Origin of the sequence: Vibrio sp. nBUS_14 (genome assembly GCF_051201655.1) — a bacterium.
Classification (GTDB): Bacteria; Pseudomonadota; Gammaproteobacteria; order Enterobacterales; family Vibrionaceae; genus Vibrio.
The window spans coordinates 949,042-968,193 of the sequence record NZ_CP179207.1; the positions used below are offsets into that span (position 1 = coordinate 949,042).

The window sequence follows — 19,152 nt, forward strand, 5'->3', positions numbered from 1 at the left end:
CAACACGCCCTAGTTATGCTATCAATACTTTCATCTAGTAGGGTCAAGTCGTCATACATCATTTGCAACAACTCCCTGAACAAAGGGGTCAATGAATTTTCTGCATCCTCTAACCATACAGGTATGTACTTTTTAAAGTGATGGATACCGACAGGAGCAAAGATCCCATATTCGGCAGTTAACCCCCTTATTTGATTGGCCTTTGACGTTCTTTGAGAGATTAATTCTTCACGAATTCGATGCATTGCTTGTATACCCGTGATCATTGAAGATGCTTGATTTTCAATGAAATCAGGATCATGCTACTCACCATGAAAATGGTACTAACTCCTGAGCAAAAACAACAACTCGAACAGATGCACAATACTGAGCGTGATCGTCGAGTATGCGACCGTATAAAAGCGGTCTTGCTAGCTTCCGAAGGTTGGAGCCCGCCTATGATCTCTCAAGCCCTTCGTATCCATGAATCTACAGTTGCTCGTCATCTTAGTGATTATGCTCTATCTGAAAAACTTAAACCTGAGAATGGCGGGAGCCAGAGTCTACTTTCTGATACTCAGACGATGCAGCTCATCGAGCATTTGACTGAGAAAACCTATTTTCATACGCGTCAAATCGTTACTTACGTCGAAGCTGAATTCGGTGTGAGCTACACCGTTTCTGGGATTAATAAGTGGTTACATCACCACGGTTTTGCATACAAAAAGCCCAAAGGTGTACCACATAAACTAAAGCCTGAAGAGCAGCAAGCATTTATCGAGTATTACAACGAGGTACTTAAGCCCAAGGATGCGCCTGTACTTTTCATGGACGCCGTTCATCCAACTCAATCAACAAAACTTAGCTGTGGCTGGATCCGTAAGGGACAGGATAAGCTAATTGAAACGACAGGTAGCCGCACTCGAGTGAATCTAATCGGTGCTCTGTCATTGAAAAACATCAGCGCAACGATCACAGATACTTATGAAACGATAGATAGCGAGAGTATTGTTCGCTTCTTTTGGAAACTCAAGAAAGAGCATTATCCACTAGAGCAAACCGTGCATATTGTGCTTGATGGTGCAGCCTACCATCGGTCAGAAATGTTTAGGAATGCGGCAAAAGTACTCAATATAGAGCTTCATTACTTACCCCCATACAGCCCAAACTTAAATCCAATAGAGCGGCTTTGGAAAGTAATGAATGAGCATGTGAGGAACAATGTCTATTTTCCCTCCAAAACAGCATTCACCTCTGCTATCAAAAAGTTTTTCGATGTGACGTTACCAGAAGTTGCAGGCTCACTTGTATCCAGAATTACAGATAATTTTCAGGTACTGATACCTGCATCTTCAAGTTGAAAGGGTATAGATCTTGCTGTTCGACGGTCTTAACCGAGACGAATCTCATATTGGGCCTACTTATCGTCTCACAAATAGCTTCGGCATCCACTTTGTCATTTTTATTAGTTTTAACAAAAGGCTTAACAAATTGAGCTGCAACAAGCTTTACGTCATATCCAAGTTTAATAAGCTCTCTTGCCCAATGATGAGCAGAGCCACAAGCCTCCATACCAATAGTTGCTGCTTGGGGAGTGCGTTTAACAATGGCCTTAATCCAATTGTTTCTATTGTATTTTCCTTGCCAAACCGTCTTTTCATTTTCATCAACAGCATGGATATGAAATACGTTATTTGCTAAGTCGACGCCAACTCTAATAATCTTTGTCATGTGAACCTCTCATCCTAGTTAGCCGCTAAATATTTAAAATGTAGCATTATTGGGGTGAGGGTGTGTCCATACCATTGCTTACCTCTTTACTACCAAGAAGTAGAGAGCCAATCGGCGCGCCTAAGCCTTTTGATAAACAGATCGTCATGGAATCGAAGTGTTGTGCGATCTCTTTAATGTGAACATCTAGTGCTACTGCCGCATTGTATACGCGCGCGCCGTCGAGGTGCAATTTCAGGCCGTGTTGGTTTACGAACTCACGATCTTCTGCCAAGTACGACATTGGCAGTACTTTACCATTAATGGTGTTTTCTAAGCTCAGAAGCTTGGTGCGAGCGAAATGGCTGTCGTCAGGTTTAATTGCAGCAGCAAGCTTTTTAAATTCTAACGAGCCGTCCGGGTTGTTTTCAATTGGCTGAGGTTGAATAGAACCAAGTACAGCCGCGCCGCCAGCTTCGTACTTGTAGTTGTGCGCTTGTTGGCCACAAAGGTATTCGTCGCCACGCTCACAGTGTGCCATTAAACCAAGTAGGTTAGCTTGCGTGCCAGAAGACGTGAACATAGCGGCTTCAAAGCCTGTCTCATTCGCTGCCCATTGCTCTAGTTCGTTTACGGTTGGGTCATCGCCATAAACATCATCACCCACTTCTGCGTTTGCCATTGCATCACGCATAGCTTGTGAGGGTTTAGTAACGGTATCAGAACGAAAGTCCATGTTTATCTCCTAGAGTACTTTAGGTCGTCATATAAGTGGCTATAGATAGCCACATAGTTGGGCTTTACTTAAACAAGCGATAGTTTTGGTATCGGTAATTTGATCGTGTCGTATTTTGTCGTGCAGTTCATCTAAGCTCAGTTCGATCACTTCTATGACTTCATCTTCATCGCATTCAAAGCGGGTAGTGAGGCTAAGCTCTTTTGCGACGAACAGATGCTGAATCTCATCACAGAATCCAGCTAAAGGGGTAACTTGCCCTAAGCTTTGAAAAGAAGTTGCACTGTAACCTGTTTCTTCTTCCAACTCTCGCTGGGCACATTGAAGAGGTGTCTCACCAATTTCCATGGTGCCAGCCGGTAATTCTAAAAGCCATTTTTTAAGAGAAGGTCGAAACTGGTTAATAACGATAATTTTTCCAGACGCAGTAATAGGAAGAATAACGGCCGCGCCAGGGTGGTATATGGTTGTGTGTTTTACTACGACATTCGTAGGGAGTGTCACGCTCTCTTCTACGAGAGAGATACTTTTCCATTGATGGATAACTTTATTCATGCAGTCTGGTCACATTCCTTACCAATTTGTCGTATAACTGAAGACGTGTCCCACCATAACGTCTATGGTGTCGAAAATAAAAGAAAAATTCCGTTTAGTGATAGGTTTCGTTTTACACCGTTCGTGATGCGACTCTCAAATTTGAAATCTATGATTACGCCAAAATTACAGTCGTAACCATCTGATATAAAGGCAACTCAATAATAAAATACACTTGTAACAAAGTGCTAACAAATGTATAAAAACATATCTACACTCTCAACTGTTCATAGATTTTCGGAGTAACGCATGACCCCCTCTATTTCCTCACATGCTGACAAGGCGCTACTCTCTGAAAGAATCAACAAATTAGCGCATGCACTCTCAGATGGCGTTTACGAAAGAGAAGATACCATTAAGCTTTGTTTACTGGCGGCTCTTGCCGGTGAAAGTGTGTTTCTACTAGGCCCTCCAGGTATCGCAAAAAGCCTTATTGCTAAACGCCTCATTCAGGCGTTTGACAACAGCAGCTATTTCGAATACTTGATGACGCGCTTCTCCACTCCAGAAGAAGTGTTCGGTCCGCTAAGTATCCAAGAATTAAAAGATAACGGTCGTTATGTAAGATTAACTGAGGGCTATCTACCAACAGCGCAAGTCGTATTCCTTGACGAGATCTGGAAAGCCGGTCCTGCAATCTTGAATACGCTGCTGACTGTCGTTAATGAAAAGACATTTAAAAATGGCGCGGACATAGAACGTGTTCCTATGCGTCTATTGGTTTCTGCATCTAACGAACTTCCAGACGAAGATAGCGGCTTAGAAGCACTTTATGACCGTATGTTGGTTCGCGTGTTTGTAAACCGTATTCAGAACAAACAAAATTTCAAATCAATGCTGACGACTGGCACATTTCAAGAAGCGGTGATCCCTAAAGGCTTGGCAATCACTGATATCGAATACCATCAATGGCAAAAAGAGCTCGACAAGTTAGAGCTAACGGATAACTCGTTTAACAAATTGTTTGAACTCAAGACCATGCTTGAAGAGACAGTTAAGAATCAGGGCTCATCAGCTGAGTCTGAATTGTATGTATCAGACAGACGCTGGAAGAAAGCGGTCAAGCTATTGAAAGCGAGTGCATTCTTCAGTGGTCGTGATAGCGTGAATCCGTTGGATATTATGCTTCTGCAAGATTGCTTATGGCATAGCCCAGAATCGCGCGATGTAGTTCGTAGTGTCGTCAAAGACTTTGCATTAAACCGAGCGTTTGATCAGCAAGAGTCTAAATCCCAAATCGAAATGTCACGTGAAGAGCTCGCAGAGATTCAAGATGATGTTGAATCGACGCTATCTGTATCGCTCTCTATGGAATCAACCAGTGGCTTGTTGCGCAAAGATGTTTACCAGAATGATATCAAGAACGCGAAAATGTACAGCGTGGGCAGTGCATACAATCTCGTTAAACTGGTTATGTTGCAAAGTAATATGTCGGTTTCTGAATCTGAGAAAGGCGATAGCCGTTGGGTATACGTAGCCAAAGACGATTTTGACCGAGCACTTAAAGAAGGCCACGGTGATATTTACGGTTATGTAAACGAAAACAAAAACCTATGTCGTTTAAAACTGGATTTGGACGCATCGAACCAATTAGTGATTAAAGATATCGCGAATCGCTCTGTATTGGTGAGTGTGGTGACTACGGATGGCTTAGACCAAGAATTGTATAACAAATGGTTGAGTGGTGCTGAGAGAGCCTTAGAGCAGCTGACCGAAGCGGAATTCAAGTTAAAAAGAGTTCGTACTGAATTCCATGATGCGTTGCCTCATAACTATATTGATCCTGATTTACCAAAGGCGATGGAAGCAAGTTTGCAGGCTGTAACGCAAGATCTTGAAACCACGAAAGTGAAAAGCAGCAAGATCGCGCAGCGCATTAAATTCATGAGTCAGTACTTCGAGTAAGGGCAGAGCATATGTTAGGAGCAGACGGCTTAAACCTCGCTTTGATGGTGGCAGATTCCGGAATCATTGATACAGCGATGAATGATCTCATTGCTCGTTCTCAAGTCATGATGGCTGCTGAGAACAAAGGTGTGAAAACGTCGGTTAAAAACCACTTGGTTAAGTGGCGCGGTAAAGTGAAAAAACGTGTTACAAAGGTGTGTGAAACAGACCGATTCCAAGAAGAAATTGCATTGTACCAAGAGGTTATTTACTGGGATGAGGCCCAGTTTTTTGATGAGATTGACAGCGTCATCAAAAAATTGGAGTGGCACTCAGCGTTCTACCTACAAGCAAGACGTTTGATGGAAAATAACAAAGGCGTTTATAACGCGATGTTTCCACACTACTTTTGCGATCAATGGTATCAATCACTATCAGAAGCGATCAAACAAGCTCAAGTAACCGAACTTGAAACAAGTAAAGAAAAAGTCTTAGCTGATCTTTATCAACGCATGGAAACCATGAAAAACATGGATAAAGTGACAGAGTCTGGTGATGAAGGCAGTGTAGGGCGGTTGTGGGACATGGCTTCGGCTAAGTTGAGCAAGACCGACTTAACAGTAATGAAGCGCCATGCTGAATTCCTGAACAAGCACAAAGGCCTCCAAGAGATCGCAGAGAAACTAGGTCGTATGGCTGGCTTAGAAGATGATCCTTCTCTGCACAAAGCCCCTGTAGAAGAACTGCAGATGGTTGAAGAGAAGAGCGATGAAGCAGTCGATGATATTGTCGGGATTCATGAAAGTGATGACCTCAACAAGATGCTGCCGAACGAGACTATGTTCTTAGCGTACCCAGAGCTTGAGGTTATCTTCTACAAACACTTGGCCGATAAGCGCTTACTTAGCTATCGTTCGCAAGGTAAATCTCGAACGCTACGTAAAGTCAAAGCTCAGAAACCAGACAGCAAATCAGTGGACATTGAAAAAGGTCCATTTATCGTTTGTGTTGATGCGTCGGGTTCAATGAGTGGTTTCCCAGAACAGTCGGCAAAAGCGATGGCTTACGCCTTGATGCAAATTGCTCTAGCTGAAGAACGCGACTGTTATGTGATTTTGTTCTCTTCAGAACACATTACTTATGAATTGACTCGTCAAGACGGTCTACGTGAAGCTAGTGACTTCCTAAGTTACTCATTCCACGGCGGGACAGATCTTGAGCCTGTCCTAATGAAGTCAATTGATTTGATGATGGGCGACAAGTACAAGAACGCAGATTTGATCGTGCTTTCTGACTTTATCGCTCCAAAGCAGTCTGATGAAATGATTGCTCAAGTTGAGAAACTTAAAACAAACAAAAACCGTTTCCATGCGGTTAGTCTTTCTAAGTATGGTAACCCTCAACTTATGACCATGTTTGATCACTGTTGGTCGTATCATCCAAGCCTCGTTGGCCGCCTTATGAAAAAGTGGTAGTGCGTAAAGTTCCTAATTGAATTGAGTTTGCTGCATGCTTTTTGAATGAAAAGATCGAACATGCAGCAATTTGATTTAAATGTCAGCAAACAGAATCTAAATTCACATTTTTGTTTGACTATCTTCACTCAATCCGTAAAGTAGGCACCCGAACACCGCGGGGCTAACGTCTAGTCGGTTCTACGTGTTTAAAAATGGCGCCTTGGCAGAGTGGCTATGCAGCGGATTGCAAATCCGTGGACCTCGGTTCGACTCCGGGAGGCGCCTCCATCATTCAGAAGAAACCAGTCCTTGTGGCTGGTTTTTTCGTTTCTGGCTTCTTCATAAGCTTCCTACGTACCCATTTCAATGCTTATCAAAGAAATCTTTGTTACGGATATATTTGCTCATTAAGTGGTAAGAGAAAGGTCTTATCAACCAGCTAAAGATAGAGCGACCAAGGCGGATTAATGTAGGTGTGTTTTCATATATCCTACCATTATAGAGCCAAAGCACTTTCCCTACATGCCAATACAATAGGGGCACGGGTGGCATGAAGGTGACAATATCGATGTCGCAACAGATACGGTAGGTTTTCTTGCTCAAACGGTAGTTCTTTTTAAAACTCCAATCACCAATTGCAGGTTGTCCAAACGTAACGATTCGTTTGATGCAACCTGGATACTTGTGGTCCAGATAATCAGCAAATACACAACCTATAGCGCCTCTAGAAGAGTGCCCGGTGATAGAAATCCTTTTTCCTTGTTCTAACAATGGTATGAGAGTGGCCTCTAAGCGTTCGATAACGGTTTGCCCAAGCTTGTCTTCGTTACGACTTGGTTGGCTTTCTTGGAACATAAGATGATAGAAACCAGCATGAACACGGTAGTTCAGCCCAATCCTTTTACAGCTTCTGGTCCATAGTGCAAAAGTGAGTAGCCAGTCAGAAACGCTGTGTGACCCCTTGATAACCACGACGATTTCATCTTTGTCGCTGCTCCATAAGACTCGAATCATGGTTTTTCCCAACTGATTCTTTATGATGCGCTGTCCATTCGGATCAAAACCGTAACGAGTTTGTTTAAAGACTCTAGGGTAGGCGAGGTTACAGAGCACGGCGTAGCGTTCATATTGGTATCGTTTTAGTGGCTTCACGTTGTCATTTCGTAATAGTCGTTACTTAAAACTCTAGCCTTTGAATGTGAAAAGCACATGAAAACGAGGAAGTGTTTCTCTCATTCAATGGAATCAACGGTATTTAGGGAATCTTGAAATTAGATTTCGGCTTAGAATTTCCTGTTAAAACTCAAAATCTACGTATAAGAACCGTACAAGCTGCACTAAATTCATTCATTTGAGTTCGATAATTAATCACTTGAATTGAAAGATAAAATTTACTGTTGACGAATTTTTTCTATCCGTTAAAGTACACCTCGTTCTCACGGCTTAGGTCGCTGAGAGATGGTGTTTTACTCTTCAGTAATCAGCATCGCATCATTGCGTTGCCCTGGTGGTGGAATTGGTAGACACAAGGGATTTAAAATCCCTCGGCGTTCGCGCTGTGCCGGTTCAAGTCCGGCCCGGGGCACCATCTATCTAGTTTCTACTGTAAGTAGAGTGTGAACAAAGAGTGGTTCTCTTTAAACACTTCAATATATTTATATGTTGATAAAGGCGCCTTGGCAGAGTGGCTATGCAGCGGATTGCAAATCCGTGGACCTCGGTTCGACTCCGGGAGGCGCCTCCATTCTCTTTCTTATTTAATTAATGAGAAATTAAAAGAATGAAATTGCGATACTAGCTCAGTTGGTAGAGCGCAACCTTGCCAAGGTTGAGGTCATCGGTTCGAACCCGATGTATCGCTCCAAATTTTGTAATGTTGATTCATTTTGACATTAAGATGGTGTTTTACTTTTCAGTAATCGGCATCGCAATAAAGAATTGCGTGCCCTGGTGGTGGAATTGGTAGACACAAGGGATTTAAAATCCCTCGGCGTTCGCGCTGTGCCGGTTCAAGTCCGGCCCGGGGCACCATCTATTTAATTGTTATCTTTTGTTTGGTAACGCTCAAAAGAGTTTTTCTCTTTAAACACTATTGATGGCGCCTTGGCAGAGTGGCTATGCAGCGGATTGCAAATCCGTGGACCTCGGTTCGACTCCGGGAGGCGCCTCCATTATTCAACGTTGAAAGGCCAGCAGAAATGCTGGCCTTTTTATTATCTGAAATTCCATACCCTCACGATTCCTCGAAACTACTGACGTTTACTGTCTGCTATCGACATTTTAAGCTCCTAAGCTCCTAATTGGTCTAATTGGTCTAATTGGTCTAATTGGTCTAATTGGTCTAATGGTTTTGTTACTCTCTTAGCTGTTTAAATACTCTGTATGCGTGGATCGGAGTAGGGACTGGTTTTGAGACAAAACCTAAATCAAACCTTTCAATTTAGGAGTCTGCCAAACGTACTGTTAATCGGGTGTGTTGCTTGTGAACAAAATAGACGGTTCGACGAGTATGCCGACTGAGGTTTTAGACATTAAGTTCTTCACATTTATACATAGTTACTCATGATCCTGTAACGCTCTCATGAGTTCTTACACTTCCCATGTCTTTAAATGAAAATGATTGTCATTTACTTACGTTGTTGCTAACCTATTGTGAAAGTTTACAACCTACTTCCTAATGCCTAATGCCTAATGCCTAATACCTAATGCGTTGAAGTGTATATAAAACCCCGCTAAACCCTACCAAAACAGCGCCTATTCGTTTGCTTTGACTGATAATTAAGCAGATCTACCTCTTTTGTTCTACCCCTTTTGGGTAGTTCTATTTCGTAATTGATTTACATCATATTTTCATTTTCTTTCATAATTCATTATTCGTGTAGTTAAGAAATATATAACCTTCAGGAATTCTTATGAGCAAGATGAAGCTAGTCGTAATCGGTAACGGGATGGTAGGCCATCGCTATATCGAAGATTTAGTCGAGAAGACAGATGTTGCTAACATGGACATCACGGTGTTCTGTGAAGAGCCTCGCGTAGCCTATGACCGTGTACACCTTTCTTCTTATTTTTCACACCATACTGCGGACGAACTTTCTTTAGTTAAAGAAGGCTTCTACGAGAAACACGGCATCAACATGCTGATCGGCGAACGTGCAATTAACGTTAACCGTGAGAAAAAGACTGTTTACTCAAGCACAGGTCGTGAAATTCAATACGATAAGCTTGTTCTTGCAACCGGTTCTTTCCCATTCGTTCCGCCAATCAAAGGTCACGAAGGTAAAGACTGTTTCGTTTACCGCACAATCGAAGACTTGAAAGCGATTGAAGCAACCGCTAAGAACTCAAAGTCTGGTGTTGTTGTTGGTGGTGGTCTACTTGGCCTTGAAGCGGCAGGTGCACTGAAAGCACTTGGCGTAACCACACATGTTGTTGAGTTCGCTCCTAAGCTAATGGCTGAGCAACTTGACCAAGCGGGCGGTAACCAACTTCGTCAAAAAATCGAACGTATGGGCGTAAACGTTCATACAAGCAAAAACACGCTAGAAATTGCTCCTGAAGGCACTGAAGCTCGTAACGTGATGCGTTTTGCAGACGGAACAGAGCTCGAAACAGATTTCATCGTATTCTCTGCTGGTATTCGCCCACAAGACAAACTTGCTCGTCAAATGGGCCTAGGTATTGCACCTCGTGGCGGTATCGAGATTAATGATTACTGTCAAACGACAGACAAAGATGTTTACGCAATCGGTGAGTGTGCGTCTTGGAACCAAACTTTCTACGGCCTTGTCGCTCCTGGTTACAAAATGGCGACCGTTGCTGTTGACCACGTTGTTGGTAACGAAAGCACATTTGAAGGTGCGGACATGTCAGCAAAGCTGAAGCTTCTTGGCGTGAAAGTAGGTTCTATCGGTGATGCAAACGGTCGTACACCGGGTTGTAAGAGCTATGTTTATCAAAACGAAGAGTCTGAAGTCTACAAACGCATCATCGTTTCTGAAGATAACAAGAAGTTGCTTGGCGCTGTAATGGTCGGTGACACATCTGATTATGGCGATCTTCTACAGCTAATGCTGAACGAAATCGAGCTACCAGAACACCCAGATGCATTGATTCTTCCTGCTCACGCGGGTGCAGAGAAGCCAACACTTGGCGCGGATTCTTTACCAGAAACTGCCGTTATCTGTTCTTGTTTCGATGTAACGAAAGGCAAGATCGCTCAAGCGGTTGCTGAAGGTCACCACACCATTGGTGATATCAAAGCAGTCACTGGTGCAGGCACAGGTTGTGGTGGTTGTATCCCTCTTGTGACGTCAGTGCTAAACGCTGAACTTGCTAAAGCGGGTGTAGAAGTGAAGAACGACGTTTGTGAGCACTTTGCTTACTCTCGCCAAGAGCTTTTCCACCTAATCCGCATCGAAGAAATCAAAACATTCGATGAGCTACTAGAGAAGTACGGTAAAGGCTACGGCTGTGAAATCTGTAAGCCTCTAGCGGGTTCTATTCTTGCTTCTTGCTGGGGTGAACACATCCTTAAGCCTGAGCTAGTGAAACTGCACGATACTAACGATAACTTCCTTGGCAACATCCAAAAAGACGGTACTTATTCAGTTATCCCTCGTATGGCAGGTGGTGAAGTAACCCCTCAAGCACTTAGCGTTCTTGCGGACGTAGCGGCTGAATACAACCTGTACACGAAGATCACTGGAGCACAACGTATCGGTCTGTTCGGTGCTCAAAAAGATGACTTACCAGCAATCTGGAAGAAGCTAATCGCTGCAGGCTACGAAACTGGCCAAGCTTACGCAAAAGCACTTCGTATGGCTAAGACATGTGTTGGTTCAACTTGGTGTCGTTACGGCGTTCAAGATTCTGTTGGCCTAGGCGTAATGATCGAGAACCGTTACAAAGGCATCCGTACTCCTCATAAGATGAAGTTTGGCGTGTCTGGTTGTACTCGTGAGTGTGCTGAAGCTCAAGGTAAAGATTTAGGTATTATCGCAACTGACGCGGGTTGGAACATGTATGTATGTGGCAACGGTGGTATGAAACCTCGTCACGCAGACCTACTGGCAAGCGACCTAGACCAAGAAACGCTAATCAAATACATCGACCGTTTCATGATGTTCTACATTCGCACGGCAGCTCCACTACAACGTACTTCGGTATGGATGGACAACCTAGAAGGTGGTGTTGATTACCTACGTGAAGTGATTGTTGATAACAAACTTGGCATCAACGACCAGCTTGAAGCTGACGTGGCTGGCCTAGTGGGTAACTTCGCTTGTGAGTGGACTGACACTATCAACGACGAAGCTCAACTTAAGCGCTTCTCACACTTCATCAATGCTGATGACCGTGATGAAAACGTTGTGTTTGTTGATGATGGCCGTGAACAACACCGCCCAGCAATATTTACAGAAAAACACCCAGAAGCGAAAGGCGACATCCTTCACGTTGAACTGGTTTAATTGGGAGACGACATCATGGCATTTACCAAAGTTTGTAAGATCGAAGATATTATTCCAGGTACCGGTGTTTGTGCATTGGTTGGTGGTGAGCAAGTTGCTATTTTCCGCCCAACTAAAGCCGAAGAAGTGTTCGCTATTAGTAATACTGACCCGTTTTTCCAATCAAACGTTTTATCTCGCGGTTTAACGGTTGAGCACAAAGGTGAGCTTTGGGTGGCGAGTCCACTTAAGAAGCAACGCTTTAACCTAGCAACAGGTGTGTGCATGGAAGACGAGAACTTCAGCGTGAAAGCGTATAAAGCTCGTATTACCAAAGGTGCTGTTGAAATCTCAGCATAGTCGAATACGCAACAAGATTTGATAGTTCAAGGGTTCTAGTTCCCGACATTGCCTTAGCTTGGTAACTAGAGCCTTTTCCTATCCGATTTTAACTTTTGATTTTTAATTTTAACTTTTGAAGGACAACCTTATGTCTCCTGATTTTAAACCAGCTGAATTCGTTCAAACGATGATCGATGTGGGTGAAGCGAAAACGAAAACGAGTGCTCGTGATCTTCTGATTCGAAGCACAATGGCAGGCATCATTCTTTCTCTTGCTGTAGTTGTGGCAATCACGACTATCGTGCAAACAGGCATTGGTATTGTTGGCGCTCTTGTGTTTCCAGTGGGCTTCGTCATTCTAAGCGTATTGGGCTATGACCTAGTAACGGGCGTATTTGGCCTTGCTCCTTTAGCGAAATTCGATAACCGCCCTGGTGTGACTTGGGGTCGTGTTCTACGTTGTTGGGGTATTGTTGGCCTTGGTAACCTCATCGGTTCTCTAATCGTTGCGGTACTGGTTGCTATCTCATTAACGGGTAACTTCTCTTTAGATCCAAACGCAGTAGCACAAAAGTTCATTGCGGTTTCTACAGCTCGTAGCTTAGGTTTTGAAAACATGGGTATGGACGGATGGATCACGTGTTTCGTACGCGGTATCTTCTGTAACCTAATGGTATGTTTAGGTGTGATTGGTAACATGACAGCACGCACTGTGTCTGGTCGTGTAGCAATGATGTGGTTCCCAATCTTCATCTTCTTCGCACTAGTATTTGAGCACACAGTAGTAAACATGTTCCTATTCCCACTGGGTATAATTCTAGGCGCTGATTTCGGTATCGCGACATGGTTGAACTTCAACCTTATCCCTACAATCCTAGGTAACATCGTAGGTGGTTTCTTCTTAGCATGTGTTCCTTTGTTCCTAACACACGCTAGAACCGCTCCTTCTCTAGGTGCTAAGTAATCCTGAATACGGTGAAGCGTAATTTAGTATGAGATTAAGAGCCCCAACAACATGTTTGGGGCTTTTTTAGTTCGAACGCCTTAAACATCATCAATGCCTTGATTGGTATCAAATACCTGCAATAGATTGTTTTGTTATAATTACTTCTATCTTCGTTAGTATTTAGACTGAATATTTAATTCAACACCTGATAGTCTAAGGGTTAAGGACTTGGATAAGTCATCATGAATACAGTGACTTATCACATAGATTGAAGCTTGAGATAAAACAAGCAAACCTTCGGAGCACAGCATGTCAGAAGTATCGTCATTGAATGTTAAAGAAGTAACCAAAGGATTGGTTTCATTAGTAGGCGCGGGCCCTGGAGACCCAGACTTACTTACCCTAAAAGCAGCACGTGTTATTCAACAGGCTGATGTGGTCGTTTATGACCGCTTAGTATCTAAAGATATTTTGGCAATGGCTAACTCCGATGCAGAAATGCTGTATGTGGGGAAAAAGCTTGACCATCACTGTGTACCACAAGACCAGATCAACCAACTGCTCGTGGCTAAAGCGCAAGAAAATAAGCATGTTGTTCGTCTTAAAGGCGGTGACTCATTTATCTTTGGCCGTGGTGGCGAAGAGTGTGAAACTCTCGCTGAAAATGGTGTGAAGTTTGAAGTGGTACCCGGCATCACTGCAGCTGCGGGTGCGACGGCTTATGCGGGCATTCCGCTAACACATAGAGATCACGCACAAAGCGTTCAATTTATTACTGGCCATCTTAAGAAAGATGGTGAAGATATTGATTGGTGTTCGCTTGCTCAGCACAACCACACGATTGTGTTCTACATGGGCTTGAAAGAAAGTCCAAACATTCAGAAAAACTTGCTTGATAACGGTATGAGAGCAGACATGCCCGTTGCGATTATCGAAAATGGCACTCGCCAAGAACAGAAAGTGTTTCGTGGGGGAGTGAGTGATTTAGCGAACCTTGCGAGTGTCGCAAAAAGCCCGGCGCTTATTGTGGTCGGTAGCGTTGCTCAGTTACATGAGAAGCTTGCTTGGTTTAACAAGCAAGCTTAATTGACTAATTTACAAGTTAAGTGTGTTAAGCGACCGCTTAGCTGACTAAGAATCAAATACTGCAGCGGCTACTTTGTCGCTGCATTTCTTTTTGGCGCATCGGCATCTCATCAATGATGTTGGTGATAAGGGTCCAATCAGTCTTCCCATTCCACCGGTGCTTTTCTTTTCCGTCTTTACCTATCAAAACAGCAGTATGTGAGCCTTTTGGTATTCCATAGCTGTCGGTTACCGCCTCTAAGTTAAATTCTTCTTCAAGCCAAGTAGGGACTGTGTAGCCGCTTTCCGCGATAACTATGATAACCACGTCTCGTTCATCCAATTGACAGTTATTGATCAACACTTCATTGAGAAACTCTTTGACCGCAGAATCTTCCTTCGGTGCAAAATAGATCACACTGCGGTGAGGTAAGGCCTTGGAGTGAGAGTAGGCTGGGTAAGCGTGTAACGAGTTGATTGATAAAATCATAAACATAACCGCGCTTGTTAATAGAGTTTTCAATGGTTTGGGCATTGCTTTGGTTATCTCTGAATAGAAAAAGGCGAATAGTGAGCCATTAGTGTTGCTCCCAACGTATGATCTGATTATTTGTCGGTACTGCATGTTCCACCTTCCTTGATAAACTCAAACAAGCTCTGAGTTAAGCGAATAACAACTACGTTAAGCTAATAGTAGCGACGTTAAGCCAATAGTAGCGACGTTAAGCCAATAGTAGCGACGTTAAGCCAAAAATAGTTACGTTAAGCATAGCTAATGAGTTCATTTTTATTAAAGAAAGCGGCTCGCATTTTAGAGTTGAATAGAATAGGGTATACGGAAAATCTAAAGGTATGAAATTATGGAAAACATAGCAATTTTGGTCGACGTTCAGAACGTTTACTATACAACGCGTGACAAATACCGTTCTAACTTTGACTATAACCAGTTTTGGTATGTTGCCACGGAAGGGCGTAACGTGGTTGAAGCCAATGCTTACGCGATCTCTAGTCAAGATCCTAAACAACGTCAATTCCACCACATCCTTCGTGGTGTAGGCTTTAACGTGAAGTTAAAACCGTTTATTCAGCGTCGAGATGGAAGCGCAAAAGGGGATTGGGATGTCGGCATCGCGTTAGATGCGATAGAACTTGCTGAGACAGTTGATACCATTGTTTTAGTTTCTGGTGACGGTGATTTCGAAATCCTTGTTGAGCGAATCAAAGAACGATTTCGTAAGCCAGTTGAAGTATATGGTGTGCCGGGTCTTACTGCTCAAAGTCTTATTGATTCTGCGTCAAAATTCGTAGCGATAGAAAAAGATTTCTTATTATAGAATAAATCTGAGATTTTATAATTGAAATTAACAATAACGATAATTAAAATGTAAACCATTCTTATTTGTTGGTTTGTGTGATGTCGCGTGTTTTAGTTGTTGATGATGATATTCAGTTGTGTGAATTGTTGGGCGAAGTTTTAGAAAATGAAGGGTATCACGTAGATACCGTTCATTGTGGTGAGTCAGCGCTTGAGTTCATTCAGTCTAACCCTGTCGATTTAGTATTACTTGATGTAATGCTACCTAACTTAAGCGGTATTCAAGTTGCTAGACGAATTTGTCAGCGCTTTGCTACCCCCATCCTTATGCTAACCGCTCTTAACGACGATGCCTCGATGCTCGACGGATATCAAGCGGGGGCTGATCAATACATCGCCAAACCTTTCAATGTTCCTGAACTGCTGACTCGTATCAAGGTGATCTTGCGCCGAGTTGGCTTCGAACGTCAAAGACAGTCTTTAGCTTCATCTAATCATGGTTTGTGCGAACAGCTTTCTCGTTTACCACTAACCGGCACTGAGAAAGATCTGCTTGATTACTTGGTCAAAAACGACGGGATTGTTGTATCAAAATCTGATCTACAAATCCATGTGCTTAAGAAAGAGCTTTGTCCTTTCGATCGTAATTTAGATATGCATATCAGTAATATAAGACGAAAGCTTGTTCAGGCTGGCTTGTCGAAGCAACATATCAAAACGGTTCGAGGTAAAGGGTACAGTTACCTAGAGTCGGTAGGGGTATGAGTAAACAATTGTTGCGTTACCCTGATTTTATTACCAAGCGTAAGGATGGCTTAACATTCCAACTTTTCTCATATTTGACCATTATCCTTGTCAGTATCTTTATTTTTCAAGCCGTTGCAGAGAAGGCTCTGATGAAGGCTCTATTGAAAGTCCCTGATTCTGTTAAGCAAGAAATGTTAGATCTCGCTTATCAAGCCAACGTGTTAATCGGGGATGGAGACATGGATGAATTGGCTGATTGGGCCAATGCTCAGCATTATTATTTGTTTGTTTTGGACAGTGATAGCCATCCGCTGACACATCGACAAATGCATCCTCACTTTAAGTTCAAGTTACGTTTTTTAAGAACGTTAGATCATCAATTGGATGCCGTTGTGAATCGGCCGATCTTTGGTATACCTCTAGAAAGTGGTAATAGCTTGGTCATTCAATTACCGCATCGGTTCCATCCTGCAAATTCCTTTGGCTTGTATACGTCTTTAATGAAGGTGTTCATTGCATTCGTCATTTTGTCGTTGTTCTCTTTGATTATGGCTCGTAGGCTGCAACAACCTTTGGATCGTTTACGAGAGGCGAGTCGGCGTTTGGCGGAAGGTGACTTTTCAGTGCAAGTCGTCACCGAACTAAAATCAAACACCCGAGAGTTCAATGAACTCGCGGTGGATTTTGATCATATGACACTTGAGATTAAATCACTGGCAGAGAAGCAGCGTCGCTTGATTCGTGATGTGTCCCATGAGCTGCGAACGCCATTGGCAAGGCAAAACCTCGCCTTGCATCTTTTACGCAGCAAAGTCGATGATAAGAGTATTGTCTTGCTTGAGCGAATGGAAAGCGAAACCGAAGAGATGAATAAACTGGTCGGGGAAATCCTTGAATTCAGCCGCCTCGAAACGTCTCGTTATCACTCAAAGCTGAGCTTGATGCACCTTGAGCATTACTGTTCGATGCTCATCGCGCAGATGCAAAACGACTTAAAGCCGAATCAAACCTTAGTGGGCGATTTAGAGACGCCTACATCAATGGTTCATATTGATGAGAGGTTGCTTTTTAGAGTCATTGGTAATTTAGTCAGTAACGCAATTAAATACGCAGGTGAGAATGCTCATGTTGTCATGACTACTTACGAATTGTTAACAGACAAACGTTACAGTGTCATATCTGTAGAGGATGATGGTGATGGCATTCCTGATAACAAGATTGCAGTTATATTCGACCCGTTTACTCGCATAGAGTCAGCGCGCGATAAACAGTCTGGTGGCTACGGGCTAGGTCTTGCGATTGTTAAAGAAGCGATGGGTGTGATGAATGGGCACGTTACTGCTGAGAATAGAGTTGGTGGGGGGCTTAGAGTGAACCTTATGTTCCCAATCGCCGATTAGCTTTCCGTTGTTATCTGTCGTGCGCTATAGTTTACTATAACTTAGAAACATTGCTTAGAAATATAGCTCGATAAAAAACGCCACTGCAGATGCAGTGGCGTTTTTGTTTATACGCTTTTCATTATCAGCTAAGGCATAGCCATTAATTACGCCTTAGCTTGAAGATAAGAGCTAGATTATACCTGTTGGCGTGCTAGCTTAACTTCTTCTTCTTTCTCACCAGCTGCTGGGTCATTGAAGCGAGACTCATCAAGAGAACCTTCAGACTTTGCAACGATAATAGTTACGGCACTATCACCTGTGATGTTTACAGCGGTACGTATCATATCAAGAAGGCGGTCAACACCCATGATTAGAGCAATACCTTCAAGCGGTAGACCAACTTGGTTCAATACCATCGCTAGCATAACAAGACCAACACCAGGAACACCTGCAGTACCAACAGACGCTAATGTCGCTGTTAGGATAACCATTAGATAATCACCCATAGTTAGGTCGATGTTGTAAGCTTGTGCGATAAACGCTGTCGCTACACCTTGCATGATAGCAGTGCCGTCCATGTTCACCGTTGCACCTAGTGGTACTGTGAACGAAGCGACTTTGTTGTCTACACCCATGCGATTTTTAGCCGTTTCCATTGTCACTGGAATCGTTGCATTTGAAGAGGCCGTTGAAAACGCAAACATGATCGCATCTTCCATCTTACGTAGGAACGTAATCGGGCTTAAACCTGTGAAACCTTTAAGCATTGCACTGTAAGTAACCAGACCGTGTAACAGTAGGGTACCCGCAAGTACTAAGAAGTATTCAGCTAGGTTCCAAATTGCACCTAAGCCAAGGCCAGAGAACAGCTTCGCCATTAAGAAGAACACACCGTAAGGCGCAAGGTTCATCAGAAGAGCAACAAGCTTCATGATCACTTCGTTTAGATCAGAGAAAACTGTAGCGATACGTTCACCTGGTTTACCCGCTGCACTGATTGCGATACCAAACAACACTGCAAAAACGATAACTTGTAACGTTTTACCCTCAGCCATCGCCTGGATAGGGTTGGTTGGGAACATGTCGATGATTACTTGGCCCAAAGAAGGGGCATCAGCTGATTTGAAAGAGCTCGCTGCAGTAAGATCCGCACCAGCTCCAGGTTGGAACAGGTTACCGATAGTAAGTGCTAAAGTGATAGCAACGGCTGTAGTACCAATATATAGCGCAAGCGTTTTGCCACCCATACGGCCAAGAGTTGATAAATCTTTAAGAGAGCTTGTACCGCACACTAGTGAAACGAAGACTAGAGGTACAACAAGCATTTTTAAACTGGCGACAAAAATCTGCCCGCCTACTTCAAAGAGTCCATTAACGATGTAGTTGTTAACAAATCCGCTGTCTGAAAAAAGGGATTGAATGGCAAATCCCGTTAATATGCCCACGACCATACCGAGGATAACTCGACCAGTAAGAGACATAGGTTTCTTGGTATTCATTTAGAACACTCCTTATTATTTATAACTTTGATACCTTTTCAAA

The 19,152-nt window shown here is 43.2% G+C and carries 14 protein-coding genes, 6 tRNA genes and 2 pseudogenes; 16 read left to right on the top strand and 6 right to left on the bottom strand.

Annotation, left to right across the window (positions count from 1 at the left end):
- Window positions 1–311: 311 nt before the first annotated feature.
- The gene (locus ACMAZD_RS21880) at window positions 312–1,340 is read left to right on the top strand and encodes an IS630 family transposase (RefSeq protein ID WP_435249463.1); all 1,029 of its coding nucleotides are present in this window, start codon (window positions 312–314) and stop codon (window positions 1,338–1,340) included.
- A gap of 13 nt (window positions 1,341–1,353) precedes the next feature.
- On the opposite strand, the pseudogene ACMAZD_RS21885 reads toward ACMAZD_RS21880, so the two are convergent.
- From ACMAZD_RS21885 to ACMAZD_RS21895, 3 genes and pseudogenes are all read right to left on the bottom strand, one after another.
- Window positions 1,354–1,710, bottom strand: a pseudogene (locus ACMAZD_RS21885) (IS110 family transposase); the annotation flags it as partial.
- 82 nt (window positions 1,711–1,792) lie between these two features.
- Window positions 1,793–2,425 (bottom strand): annotated as a pseudogene (gene ltaE / locus ACMAZD_RS21890) (low-specificity L-threonine aldolase); the annotation flags it as partial.
- A gap of 39 nt (window positions 2,426–2,464) precedes the next feature.
- On the bottom strand, window positions 2,465–2,980 hold the full coding sequence (locus tag ACMAZD_RS21895; RefSeq protein WP_435249464.1) for an NUDIX hydrolase: 516 nt from the start codon (window positions 2,978–2,980) through the stop codon (window positions 2,465–2,467).
- A 288-nt stretch (window positions 2,981–3,268) separates the two neighbouring features.
- Here ACMAZD_RS21895 and ACMAZD_RS21900 point away from each other — a divergent pair, with 288 nt between their 5' ends.
- The 3 genes from ACMAZD_RS21900 (at window position 3,269) to ACMAZD_RS21910 (ending at window position 6,651) form a co-directional block, all read left to right on the top strand.
- Window positions 3,269–4,924 carry an ATPase RavA domain-containing protein gene (locus ACMAZD_RS21900; RefSeq protein ID WP_435249465.1) on the top strand — a complete coding sequence of 552 codons (1,656 nt, stop codon included), beginning with the start codon at window positions 3,269–3,271 and terminating at the stop codon, window positions 4,922–4,924.
- An 11-nt stretch (window positions 4,925–4,935) separates the two neighbouring features.
- The gene (gene viaA, locus ACMAZD_RS21905; protein ID WP_435249466.1) at window positions 4,936–6,381 is read left to right on the top strand and encodes an ATPase RavA stimulator ViaA; all 1,446 of its coding nucleotides are present in this window, start codon (window positions 4,936–4,938) and stop codon (window positions 6,379–6,381) included.
- Between the two features lie 196 nt (window positions 6,382–6,577).
- Window positions 6,578–6,651, top strand: a tRNA-Cys gene (locus ACMAZD_RS21910).
- A 75-nt stretch (window positions 6,652–6,726) separates the two neighbouring features.
- Here the strand turns inward: ACMAZD_RS21910 and ACMAZD_RS21915 are convergent.
- Window positions 6,727–7,515, bottom strand: a complete 789-nt coding sequence (locus tag ACMAZD_RS21915) for a lipase family protein (protein WP_435249467.1) — start codon at window positions 7,513–7,515, stop codon at window positions 6,727–6,729.
- Between the two features lie 349 nt (window positions 7,516–7,864).
- Between ACMAZD_RS21915 and ACMAZD_RS21920 the strand changes: the two genes are divergently transcribed.
- The 9 genes from ACMAZD_RS21920 (at window position 7,865) to cobA (ending at window position 14,187) form a co-directional block, all read left to right on the top strand.
- A tRNA-Leu gene (locus ACMAZD_RS21920) sits at window positions 7,865–7,951 on the top strand.
- An 82-nt stretch (window positions 7,952–8,033) separates the two neighbouring features.
- A tRNA-Cys gene (locus ACMAZD_RS21925) sits at window positions 8,034–8,107 on the top strand.
- A 44-nt stretch (window positions 8,108–8,151) separates the two neighbouring features.
- Window positions 8,152–8,227, top strand: a tRNA-Gly gene (locus ACMAZD_RS21930).
- An 80-nt stretch (window positions 8,228–8,307) separates the two neighbouring features.
- A tRNA-Leu gene (locus ACMAZD_RS21935) sits at window positions 8,308–8,394 on the top strand.
- Window positions 8,395–8,460: 66 nt separating this feature from the next.
- Window positions 8,461–8,534, top strand: a tRNA-Cys gene (locus ACMAZD_RS21940).
- Window positions 8,535–9,275: 741 nt separating this feature from the next.
- A complete protein-coding gene (nirB, locus tag ACMAZD_RS21945) occupies window positions 9,276–11,834 on the top strand; it encodes a nitrite reductase large subunit NirB (protein WP_435249468.1) in 2,559 nt (852 codons plus the stop codon).
- A gap of 15 nt (window positions 11,835–11,849) precedes the next feature.
- Window positions 11,850–12,173 (top strand): nitrite reductase small subunit NirD, encoded by a 324-nt coding sequence (gene nirD / locus ACMAZD_RS21950; protein WP_004731122.1) that lies wholly within the window; start codon window positions 11,850–11,852, stop codon window positions 12,171–12,173.
- A 130-nt stretch (window positions 12,174–12,303) separates the two neighbouring features.
- Window positions 12,304–13,119 carry a formate/nitrite transporter family protein gene (locus ACMAZD_RS21955; RefSeq protein ID WP_435249469.1) on the top strand — a complete coding sequence of 272 codons (816 nt, stop codon included), beginning with the start codon at window positions 12,304–12,306 and terminating at the stop codon, window positions 13,117–13,119.
- 291 nt (window positions 13,120–13,410) lie between these two features.
- Window positions 13,411–14,187, top strand: coding sequence for a uroporphyrinogen-III C-methyltransferase (gene cobA, locus ACMAZD_RS21960; RefSeq protein ID WP_435249470.1), 777 nt, complete (start codon window positions 13,411–13,413; stop codon window positions 14,185–14,187).
- Between the two features lie 52 nt (window positions 14,188–14,239).
- On the opposite strand, the gene ACMAZD_RS21965 is transcribed toward cobA, so the two are convergent.
- Window positions 14,240–14,791 (bottom strand): DUF4174 domain-containing protein, encoded by a 552-nt coding sequence (locus ACMAZD_RS21965; RefSeq protein WP_435249471.1) that lies wholly within the window; start codon window positions 14,789–14,791, stop codon window positions 14,240–14,242.
- 235 nt (window positions 14,792–15,026) lie between these two features.
- Here ACMAZD_RS21965 and ACMAZD_RS21970 point away from each other — a divergent pair, with 235 nt between their 5' ends.
- The 3 genes from ACMAZD_RS21970 to ACMAZD_RS21980 all read left to right on the top strand — a co-directional run bounded on the left by ACMAZD_RS21970 (window position 15,027) and on the right by ACMAZD_RS21980 (window position 17,628).
- Window positions 15,027–15,500, top strand: coding sequence for an NYN domain-containing protein (locus ACMAZD_RS21970; RefSeq protein ID WP_435249472.1), 474 nt, complete (start codon window positions 15,027–15,029; stop codon window positions 15,498–15,500).
- Window positions 15,501–15,580: 80 nt separating this feature from the next.
- The gene (locus ACMAZD_RS21975; RefSeq protein WP_017079290.1) at window positions 15,581–16,246 is read left to right on the top strand and encodes a response regulator transcription factor; all 666 of its coding nucleotides are present in this window, start codon (window positions 15,581–15,583) and stop codon (window positions 16,244–16,246) included.
- Window positions 16,243–17,628, top strand: coding sequence for a histidine kinase sensor domain-containing protein (locus ACMAZD_RS21980; protein WP_435249473.1), 1,386 nt, complete (start codon window positions 16,243–16,245; stop codon window positions 17,626–17,628). The genes ACMAZD_RS21975 and ACMAZD_RS21980 overlap by 4 nt, the downstream gene beginning before the upstream one ends.
- A 176-nt stretch (window positions 17,629–17,804) precedes the next feature.
- Here ACMAZD_RS21980 and ACMAZD_RS21985 read toward each other — a convergent pair whose 3' ends face one another.
- Complete coding sequence (locus tag ACMAZD_RS21985) at window positions 17,805–19,109, bottom strand: dicarboxylate/amino acid:cation symporter (protein ID WP_435249474.1); 1,305 nt, start codon at window positions 19,107–19,109, stop codon at window positions 17,805–17,807.
- Window positions 19,110–19,152 lie beyond the last annotated feature (43 nt).

What these genes read in the sequence shown, in the direction of transcription:
- ACMAZD_RS21880 (WP_435249463.1), top strand. Translation starts at nt 312, where the DNA reads ATGAAAATGGTACTAACTCCTGAGCAAAAACAACAACTCGAACAGATG.
- ACMAZD_RS21985 (WP_435249474.1), bottom strand. Translation starts at nt 19,109, where the DNA reads ATGAATACCAAGAAACCTATGTCTCTTACTGGTCGAGTTATCCTCGGT.
- viaA (WP_435249466.1), top strand. Translation starts at nt 4,936, where the DNA reads ATGTTAGGAGCAGACGGCTTAAACCTCGCTTTGATGGTGGCAGATTCC.
- ACMAZD_RS21900 (WP_435249465.1), top strand. Translation starts at nt 3,269, where the DNA reads ATGACCCCCTCTATTTCCTCACATGCTGACAAGGCGCTACTCTCTGAA.
- ACMAZD_RS21970 (WP_435249472.1), top strand. Translation starts at nt 15,027, where the DNA reads ATGGAAAACATAGCAATTTTGGTCGACGTTCAGAACGTTTACTATACA.
- ACMAZD_RS21980 (WP_435249473.1), top strand. Translation starts at nt 16,243, where the DNA reads ATGAGTAAACAATTGTTGCGTTACCCTGATTTTATTACCAAGCGTAAG.
- ACMAZD_RS21965 (WP_435249471.1), bottom strand. Translation starts at nt 14,791, where the DNA reads ATGCAGTACCGACAAATAATCAGATCATACGTTGGGAGCAACACTAAT.
- ACMAZD_RS21955 (WP_435249469.1), top strand. Translation starts at nt 12,304, where the DNA reads ATGTCTCCTGATTTTAAACCAGCTGAATTCGTTCAAACGATGATCGAT.
- nirD (WP_004731122.1), top strand. Translation starts at nt 11,850, where the DNA reads ATGGCATTTACCAAAGTTTGTAAGATCGAAGATATTATTCCAGGTACC.
- ACMAZD_RS21895 (WP_435249464.1), bottom strand. Translation starts at nt 2,980, where the DNA reads ATGAATAAAGTTATCCATCAATGGAAAAGTATCTCTCTCGTAGAAGAG.
- ACMAZD_RS21975 (WP_017079290.1), top strand. Translation starts at nt 15,581, where the DNA reads ATGTCGCGTGTTTTAGTTGTTGATGATGATATTCAGTTGTGTGAATTG.
- cobA (WP_435249470.1), top strand. Translation starts at nt 13,411, where the DNA reads ATGTCAGAAGTATCGTCATTGAATGTTAAAGAAGTAACCAAAGGATTG.
- nirB (WP_435249468.1), top strand. Translation starts at nt 9,276, where the DNA reads ATGAGCAAGATGAAGCTAGTCGTAATCGGTAACGGGATGGTAGGCCAT.